This is a genomic window from Pseudoalteromonas sp. BSi20439 (genome assembly GCF_000241165.1).
Taxonomy (GTDB): Bacteria; Pseudomonadota; Gammaproteobacteria; order Enterobacterales; family Alteromonadaceae; genus Pseudoalteromonas.
The window spans coordinates 94,230-103,520 of sequence record NZ_BADW01000219.1 but is presented as its reverse complement, the minus strand read 5'-3'; the positions used below and the strand labels follow the sequence as shown (position 1 = coordinate 103,520).

Below are 9,291 nucleotides of genomic sequence, written 5' to 3'. Positions count from 1 at the left end.
ACAATATCTAAGTTAAGTGGCCGATGTAAAATATTCTTAAACAGAAACTAAATACTGTTTATCTGTATTTTTTGGCTTGCTCTAGAAAGTTTACGAATCGCAGGATCGTTAAAAAAGGCGTTAAGTTCCTCATCAGTAATCGAATCGAGCGGTTTATTAAAATAATGACTGAGTTTTAGTAAATGTTCACAGTAGCTTTTACATGTACTTTGCGAATAACCACGATAGGCTATTCCAGTTTTGACTTGTTCAATGAGTGTATTCATGACTTACCTCCAAGTTATGGGATAACCCCAAGGTAAGTGTGGCTCAAATGATAAGAATAGGATCTCCGCGTAGCGGCTTAGTTCAACATTTTAATAGTGCGCTCATCGCGCATATTTCTGCCGATATAACGCTCATTTACCTACTTTATGTAGTTTTAACAAATAACCTAAGGTATTACTATCACTAAGTTTTCTAAAACTTTAAAGAAAAGTTAAATAGAATAATATGCGCGTGCCGCTCATTTTCATGAATATATGCGCAAAAAGCAGTTTAACAAATCAATTAACGACGATATTTAGCCAATCTTAATGATCGCTTTTCGCTCACAGCCGAACTTCGCAAAAGTGTCAACTTTAGTCATTAAGGACTCTCTCGTTTATGCTTAAAAAGTTGTCGAAAATACGACAAGGAGGGCTTTGTACGATATCACAATAACGTGGTCAAAAAGGTTAGCAGGCAAACACAAGGGAATGGACGAAGTGCATATTTTATTCAGGCGCTTAAATGTAGAAATACCATTGTTAATTTAATAAGATAGGCTACAAATTTAGAACCTTAGTTTCTGTTAGCTTAAATTATTGAGTCGACCGTCACTCTTACCTCTCGATCGAAGATGATATTTAAATTTACCAAAAACTGGCTCTCTCCAAATTTTGTTATGGTTGTTTTGTTCTCTATAATATCCATCCTCTCTACCTATTATTTACATGACTCTGAGTCTGTAAAGATAAAGGCTGCTTTGTTTGTTTCTCCTTTTTTTATTTAACAGGGCTCTATTACTTTTTGCATTTATTAACAACTCCCAATGAAATTACTTTAGGCAACAACAGTATCGAAATTGATGGGAAGGTTTATTCGTTAGGCTTAAATACTAAGTGTAGTGTTTTATTTAATAAAGCATCACAGGCTGAATTCGAAATAACCATAAATAATAAAAAGACCGTCACAACGTCTTTTTTTTATAAATGTGATTTTAATGAGGAAGAATTTATCAGCTATTACACTGATAATGAATATGTGTTTGCAGGCTCAATGGTATTTAATTAATGGATAGTATCAAGCTGCTTTTAGTTAAATGCACACCTGTCGGTTCCCGTTGATAGTAATGACAGAACTAACTTAGATTTTGCAGTGACGAGCTAAACTCATCCCTTATGGCCCATACCTACATGCTAAGTTTTGATCTAATAGTCAAAACTCAGCACGTAAATTAAGGGTTATTGCTCATCAGCGTCGCGAATGCGTTCTTTACGTTCTTGTTCTTCATCAAAGGCGGCTTGAATTTCGTCAAGTACTGAGTCTACATCTGCAGCTTCGCTGTCGTCTTCAAATTCGCCACTGAGTTTTGAGTGCGGGGTTAAGTTAGCATCGGCAAACAGTGCCCACATTTCTTTGGCGTATTGCGTGTGCAATAACGCAGGTGCAAATTGGCCATAATAGCGGCGCATGTTATTTACATCGCGAGCAAACATCGCCTCGGCGCTATTATTAGCAGAGGCGTTAACCGCTTGGGGTAAATCAATAATTACTGGGCCGTTGCTATCTACAAGTACGTTAAATTCAGATAAGTCACCGTGAATAATCCCTGCGCACAGCATGAGCTTGATGTAATGCATCATTAATGTGTGCTGCTCAATGGCTTGTTGCTCGGTTAAATCAACCGCGCCAAGTTGTGGTGCAACATCGCCTTCATCATCGCTTACAAGTTCCATTAGCAATACACCGTCAATGCAGCCGTAAGTTTGCGGTACCCGAACACCTGCTGAGGATAAACGCGAGAGTGCGTCAACCTCGGCATTTTGCCAAATTTCTTCTTCTAATTGACGGCCGTAACTTGAACGTTTACCCATAGCACGGGCTTGGCGGCCACCACGTACTTTTCGCCCTTCTTGGTACTGTGCTGCCTTTTTAAAACTGCGCTTACTGGCCTCTTTATAAACCTTAGCGCAGCGAATGTCATCACCACAGGCGACCACAAATACATCGGCCTCTTTACCGCTCATTAAACGGCTGATCACTTCATCAATAAAACCATCATCAACTAATGGCTGTAAGCGTTTAGGTATTTTCACAGTGGGGCTACTAATTTAAATGAGTAAGTAATACTGACGTTGCTTAGTGCTTTTGATATATGAGTATTTATGTGGTTCAAACGAAGTGTTACCTTTGCAGATTATATGCGGTGATTTAGTAGCAGTGCGTTAATAGTTAAATTTAACTGTAATTTTAACCAACTACCTGTATGCCGCTAGAATAAGCGACTCTAGCGTAAAAGCCAAACGCATTTTCTATTTTATAAACAATTATTAGCTAAGGCTGCGCACTATTTTTACTTTAAGCGCGCGGTAATATTACAACTACGGTAAGAGTTAACCAGCGTGCAAACTTGTATAGCAAAGCAGGTTGAGTTGCACGCTGAACACTATTTACTCCGCTTTATTCACTATTTTTTGCAGGTTTTCGTGAATTTTAAACAGTACGATAAGTAGCTCACACCAAATTCTAGCGCCAATAGCACCACCAATAACAATACCTAATCCAGCCCAAAAACCACCACCATAATTAGCAAACATCGTAGTAATACCTGAAACTAGTGCACCCAATAACATTAACCAATACACAAAGGTAATAATTTTAGGTGTCAGCATCGAGTCAAAGAAAAATATATCTTTCATAATTAAACTTCCTTTATAGCTATTTTTGTTTTTAATTGATTTGTTTTACTTATTTAAATTTTCGAGCTCTTTTTCAAGCTCTTTCATCGCTTTTTGCGTTTTAAACTCTTCATAAAGCGCTTCACGCGAGTTCGGATCTAAACGCTTACCTGATTGATCAACAAGATTGCTGAAAGTCTCTTGCGTGTTGTTCATAACTACAAAGGTACATAATTGTTTTACGCCATCTAGCTTTGCAAAAGCAACTTCTTGCGGTACTGCACCCACCAAGCTCTGCTGAGCAACTTGCTTGCTGACTTGTTCAAATGTCCCGCCCGCGTTTAGCTCATCATTACTTTGTGCTTTGCGAAGGTATAGTTTATCCATTACGCTAGCTTTTATTTGTATTTGTTGTGATAAATCAGCGCGTGCTGCTGCAATTGCTTGCGCTCTATCTACAGCCATACTTCCAGACCATGGCACACATGATGATGAAGCTAAGCCTTTTTCTGAAACTGGTAGTAATACCCAGCTAGGTACCGAGTCATTTTTAGCAAGCGGCTGTGATTGTGTGTTTTCAGTGCTTGAACACGCACCTAGCGCCAAAGCGGCGAATACTGGTAATAACTTTTTCATCTTTAAATTCCCTTCAATTGCTGTTGATAATAAGCGGTGCGTTTAACCACTTTTTGTAGATAGTTACGGGTTTCTTGTGCTGGTAAATTATTCACCATGAAATCATAAATTTTATCTGGCGACATAGTGTTCGCTGCTATGCTGGCTTGGTTAAGTGAATTAGAACCACTAAGGGTTTTAGCTACGTTGCCTGGGCCGGTATTATAAGCTGCAATACTCATATAAAGCCGAGATTGCGCGTTACGTACATGTTTAAAGTAGCGATTAGTTAGCAAGTGTATATAGGTGCTACCGGCTTCTACATTGTTATCTGCCTGAAACAAATATTCAGGGCTAAGTAATAACGGTTTACCTTGTAAAAACTGACTAACATCTTTGCCTGCCGATGTTGGCACTATTTGCATTAAACCAAACGCTGGGATTGGCGAGCGTGCCAGCGGATTAAAGCTCGACTCGGTATGAATTATTGCTAACAGTAAGGCAGGCTCTAGGTTATAGCGAACAGCTTGCTGCTTCACTTCAGGTAAGTAACGCTTAGCTTGGCTAGATAAAGTGTTTGTAGGCAATGTGTAGCTAATAGTTACTCTTTCTTGTTGCTTTGTCACTTTAGGTGGTTTGCTGGCAAGTGTTTGTTTAACCATTGCTTTAGTCAGTACACTTTGTTGTGCTAGTTGACTAGTGACTTGCGGTGCTTTTTTGATAACTTTCGCTCTAGCTGCCTGCGGCTGTCCACTGGTGTGCGCCGTCACTTTATTTTTGTTCAAGCTATAATTGGCGGCAATATAAACAGGGTCTTTTGCTAAGGTTTCATCAACACTCACCTGCGACAGCTCCGTTAACTGCTGCTGTGCATAGGCAATGGCTTGTGTGTCGTCTTGATTATTAAGTAACTCGACCGTTACTTCACCACGTTCGAAGTCTACAGTGGTGCGATTATTTAAATCGTCGCTATATTGCACCCACACTTTTGCGCTAGGTAAATTTGGATCTTTCCACTTTTCAGTTACTTGCTTTAAATACGCCGCTTGAGCATCTCGCCAAGCACTCACAAATGCAGCAAACTCTTGCTGTTGCTGCTGCTCATACTGGCTAAATTCGCTATGCCGCTGCTTCAAAAACGCCGCAAAATCACGCTCATCACTGTTATCTGCTTGGCTAGTTAAACTTAACAACAGGCACGTTATTGCTGTTAACCTTAATAAGCATTTACTTTTTACCCACACAGTTTATATCCCTATAAAAATTAAAAATAACTGCTTAAATCATCGGCAGTTTGCTGCTCATACTCAGCCTTTGCTGCAAAGTTTAACCGCTTGCAGTTAATACTTTCACACTGCTGAGTTAGCGTGAGCACTTGTTTATAGCGTTGATTAACAAACCATATTTGTGCAACTGCTGCTTTAGCCGCATCAAGTTTTAATTCGTTAGGTTCTAAGTATTTATCAAGATAGCTTAAACGCTGTTCTTTGGGTGACTGTGCTGCAGCGAGTGCCACCGCATCAGACATTGTGGTAGGGTGATTCATCGCCACACTAAGCAAAGAACGCAAATTAGATTTATCTTTTTGATTACCAACTTGCCAAGCAGCTCTTATTGCTAGCCCAGCTTCGTTAATATCATCCGCTGCGGGGGTAACAATGCCGCTACAGGTGAGCCAGCCTTGTTGTTTTTGCTGCTTAAACTCACTAACTTGCGCTTCAATAAAGCTTACCGACTCAGGCAAGCTAATATTTAGCTTATTCGCAAGTGCCTGCTTTATTTTATGACGTTCAGGCAAGGTGAGAGCATTACGACACGCTTGTTCAAGTGCACTAGTGGCACTGGGCTTTAATGCCATTACACGGGCATATTGTCCAATCGCCTGGCTTTTAAAAAAAGCAGTTTGTTGTTCGATTGTTTGCTCAGAATCAAAGGTGGCCGAAGCCACCATCGAAAGCCCTATAATAGGTGCTAGCATTAAAGTTCCTCTTCACTCGCTACTTTGCCTGACGCACCTTGAGGATTAGCCGCTTTCTCGTTTAAACCACCCACTGCTTTTATTTTTTTGCCCGAACGGCTCATACCATTAACCGTATTGCCGTTATTACCCGCCATTTCTTTTGCCGCTTGGCGTGCCGTCGCTTCTAAGCTTGGCGCATAAACAGCCACACTGTATTGCCACATTCCATCATCACTTGCAAAGCTCTTAACACTCACACCCGGTGGTAATTTACCTTTAGTAATTGTGGCGTATTCATCAGAAGTTTTTAATTGATTTAAAAATGTATTGCGATCTTCTTCAAGCACTTGAACTTGCTGCGGATCATTCAGGTTAGGATCGTCGTACTCAAATTGTTGAGTGCCTTCCATTTGATTTTCATCAAAGCTACCTTGCCAATAAACCTCTTCACCTTGCATCGTGGCAAGTAAAGCTGAACGAGCGCGGGTTTGCGATTGAGACTTAGCCACACCTTTTAGTTTTCGTGCTATTTTATTGTTTTTATTACCACGAATAATCGCTGAACCATACCCTAATACAATAACTTCACCACTATCGGCATGGGTAAGCACCTTAGCACCAACCGGGGGTAATACCCCTGATTTAACATCACTAATTACTTGTTTAAAAATAGCATTGGGCTCACTAGTAACCGCGACGGCACCGCGATTACCTTGAATTTGAGAGCGTGTTTTAGGTGTAGAAATTAGGCTTACGCGTACTAATTTCTCATCATTATTGTCATACACATCATAGGTGACAAAGCCGGCTAACGAGCCTGATACTGACTCTTTACACGCTTCCATCATATTCGTTTGCTCATTAGCAACACCTTCAACACCCGTGTCTATTACATCCATGGAAGCCGTAACTACATTGCCACAACGCTGTTCCACGCCTTTCATGTTTTCTATTAGTTGTTTTTTAGCAATCAAATAAGCTTGATTATATGCACCACGCTTTGAAAGCAAGGTCGCATTCATATTGTCATAGGTGTTATAGCTGGCAGTACCAATAGATAAAATACCGGTGCCACTGCCTACTTGAATCATCTTAATGCCATCTTCGTCGTCATCAATCAGCGACTGATGCGCAACAGCAACAGCAACATTAGTATCTTTTGCTACTACAACATCGCCAGATACTGTTGCTTGTTCAGCACCCGCAACTTGCGCACCAGGGCGTGCAGGGATCATATCGGTTAAGCTAAATTCTTCAGCAGCTACAGGCATAGCTAAAGCCATTGCTAATGTTAATATTTTTAATTTCATCATACTTCCTTATTGGTACCTGAGTGTAAAATCATCTTCTACGATAATTTTTGATAGTGTATTTGCAGTAATGGTTGCCATTGCTTGTTCTACTGCATGAGCGAACTCACCAGTATCACCTTTGTACCTGAGACTTGCTACGGTATAATCACTACGTTTATGAATCGATACATCGCTCACACCGCCTAAGGTGCTAAGTACATCATATAATTTTTCTGGCTGCGTAAGCTTTTTACTCGGTAATAATACCTCTCTGACTAAACCGCCTCGTGCAACGACTTTTGTAAACGCCCCAGTTAATGCCCGATGCAATGCTGCCGATTGTGACTCACTGGCTAAATGCACAGCCATTAAATCAGTCTTAACATTTTCGTCGTTAGGTAATGCCATTAACGAAGGGTCGTTTTGCCACTTCCCATAAATATTGCCAGCTAAATCACGCACATCAACAATTAAACGAAGCTGTCGGTTATTGTCTCGCTTAACTAGCTCAGACCTAGCATACAGTTCTAAACTGGCTGCAGCGCCCACCTCAATACCTTGCTCATTTAGCCATGTTTTAAGTTCTGTTTTTAAAGGCTCAGGTGCAATCACATGCACGCGAGGCGAACCTATCATGCTCAATAATTGCGAAGCTTGTTGAATTAAAGGGGCTTTTTCAACCACCGCCATAATAGTAATTTCCACCCCGCCATTTTCTAACTGCTTACTTTGGAGCGTTTGCCACTCTTTAATCAACCCTTCGCTATGACTTGATAGTTGCTGGCCAATTAACTCTTGCATAGTAGTTGATTCATTATCATCACTAATACTTAAGCTGGTGCTTGATGACTGGGTATGCTGTTGTGTAAGCCAAACCCCAACCACCTGCGATACCGCACGCTGTAATGCATCTTGCTCAGCATTGCTGAGCGCAGTCTTACCTTGCTTTTGCCAGCCTTGTCCTATCACCGTAACGCTAATATTTTGCGTTGCTTGCTGCCAATTTTGCTCTACCGGCTCACCTAAGTTTGATGGATTTAGGCTCACCGTCATGCAGGTATCGTTGCCATTGAGTCTTGGCACGCTGTAATTTAATGGTACCGCCCCCGCATTTAAGCCCTCTAGCATTACACTACGTTGCTGCTCATAAAGGCTTGTCGCGTCATCGGTTAAATCTGTGGTTAACTGCTGCTGCGCACTTTGCATTGTGAGGCTTTTGTTCCCTTGTAAAAAGCGTATCAGCTCTGCACTGGCTTGTGCTTTAGCACCAGTAATAGCGGTACTCCCGCGCCCATAAGCACACGCCTGGGTTTGTAATGTACCATCTGCAAGCACTTCTACTTGTGCTTGTGCACTTAACGAACATAGTGCTAAAACACCAAGCTTTTTTATCATGTACGGCTCTCCAAAAAGTTAGCTGGCGTGCCTACCGATACAGCAAAAATTTTGGCGCCACTGGCGGGGCGATATATGCCATTCTCGGCTTTATTTTTTACGTTATCAGCCATGTTCGAATCTTTCCAGCGAATAATCTCACCATTAGCGCTATTACGTGACGGGTTAACATTTGCAACACCTAGAGGTTCCACAAAACCAGCTTCATAACTAAATATAATCATGGTTTCATTGGGTAATACGCCAGCATTTTGGCCACGGTCAAGGCTAATTTTGTTGCCTTTAATGCCTAACACTTGCGCTGTGGCAGGCATTTCACTGAGCATACGGGTTAATAAAATATCAATACCCCGCGAACCCATATCATTAAATACCGCGTTTACATGCGCGCTATCATCATAATGAAAACCCGTATAATAACGACCACTTAATCTGGTAAATTGAAGCTCAGAACGCTCACGTACGTCTTCTGACTTAACCCGTATTTTACCCAAATTTGGGTGTGAAAGCTTTTCGCGAGTTTGTGGGTTAATCACCCCGGTGGTGAGCTCTAAGGTATAATCTGCCCAATCGCTATAAGCTCCTTCTGTTTTAATGGTTCTCAGGGAATCTATTTTTACAATAAAATCCGGCATTAACGCTTTTACTTCGGCGCGTTTAGCTGCTGCTTTAGCACCTTGTTGCTGTAAAAATATTTGCTGCTCTTTTGAAATAGTGTCGTCATCACGGGTAATAATTCTAAAGCGATTAATGCCGGCAAATTGATTTTCAACCATCAATAGTAAGTTATTATTATCGAACTCTCGCATGGCATCTACGCCAATGCCACTTCCAGTTACTTGAGCTAGGTCAAAATACATACGTACGATAGGCTTTTTTAACGGGCAGCTATCGGTTTCGTTATTAACATCAAACGTACAGCGCTCTAGCCCTTGAGTATCAAAATAAGCAGGAATAGTAATATCGTGGTCTTTAAAGTCGTAGGCGCTTTTAGCCACTTGCGCGTTAGAGGCACGATTACTTACTTTGGCCACTTGTGTGCTACTACCCGGCTTTGTCTGACAACCCGCTAATAAAGCGACAGTGATTGCTGAAAGGGTAATTTTTT

General features: G+C 41.2%; 9 protein-coding genes. All 9 read right to left on the bottom strand.

All coding sequences use genetic code 11. The features are described from left to right. Positions 1–47 precede the first annotated feature (47 nt). The 9 genes from P20439_RS17235 to P20439_RS17190 all read right to left on the bottom strand — a co-directional run bounded on the left by P20439_RS17235 (position 48) and on the right by P20439_RS17190 (position 9,217). Entirely contained in the window at positions 48–266 is a 219-nt protein-coding gene (locus P20439_RS17235; RefSeq protein WP_008109149.1) for a phage integrase N-terminal SAM-like domain-containing protein, read from the bottom strand. Between the two features lie 1,218 nt (positions 267–1,484). After that, positions 1,485–2,339, bottom strand: coding sequence for a PA4780 family RIO1-like protein kinase (locus tag P20439_RS17225; protein WP_008109146.1), 855 nt, complete (start codon positions 2,337–2,339; stop codon positions 1,485–1,487). Positions 2,340–2,693: 354 nt separating this feature from the next. Next, a complete protein-coding gene (locus P20439_RS17220) occupies positions 2,694–2,942 on the bottom strand; it encodes a DUF4282 domain-containing protein (protein ID WP_008108849.1) in 249 nt (82 codons plus the stop codon). 45 nt (positions 2,943–2,987) lie between these two features. Next, the gene (locus tag P20439_RS17215) at positions 2,988–3,557 is read right to left on the bottom strand and encodes a hypothetical protein (RefSeq protein WP_008108850.1); all 570 of its coding nucleotides are present in this window, start codon (positions 3,555–3,557) and stop codon (positions 2,988–2,990) included. Between the two features lie 2 nt (positions 3,558–3,559). Beyond that, the gene (locus P20439_RS17210) at positions 3,560–4,729 is read right to left on the bottom strand and encodes a murein transglycosylase domain-containing protein (RefSeq protein ID WP_008468687.1); all 1,170 of its coding nucleotides are present in this window, start codon (positions 4,727–4,729) and stop codon (positions 3,560–3,562) included. Between the two features lie 71 nt (positions 4,730–4,800). Next, complete coding sequence (locus tag P20439_RS17205) at positions 4,801–5,514, bottom strand: hypothetical protein (protein ID WP_008108855.1); 714 nt, start codon at positions 5,512–5,514, stop codon at positions 4,801–4,803. After that, positions 5,514–6,806, bottom strand: coding sequence for a hypothetical protein (locus P20439_RS17200; protein WP_008108857.1), 1,293 nt, complete (start codon positions 6,804–6,806; stop codon positions 5,514–5,516). Before P20439_RS17200 ends, P20439_RS17205 begins: the two co-directional genes overlap by 1 nt. 9 nt (positions 6,807–6,815) lie before the next feature. After that, a complete protein-coding gene (locus P20439_RS17195; protein ID WP_008108860.1) occupies positions 6,816–8,183 on the bottom strand; it encodes a hypothetical protein in 1,368 nt (455 codons plus the stop codon). Then, entirely contained in the window at positions 8,180–9,217 is a 1,038-nt protein-coding gene (locus tag P20439_RS17190; RefSeq protein WP_008468686.1) for a hypothetical protein, read from the bottom strand. Before P20439_RS17190 ends, P20439_RS17195 begins: the two co-directional genes overlap by 4 nt. Positions 9,218–9,291 lie beyond the last annotated feature (74 nt).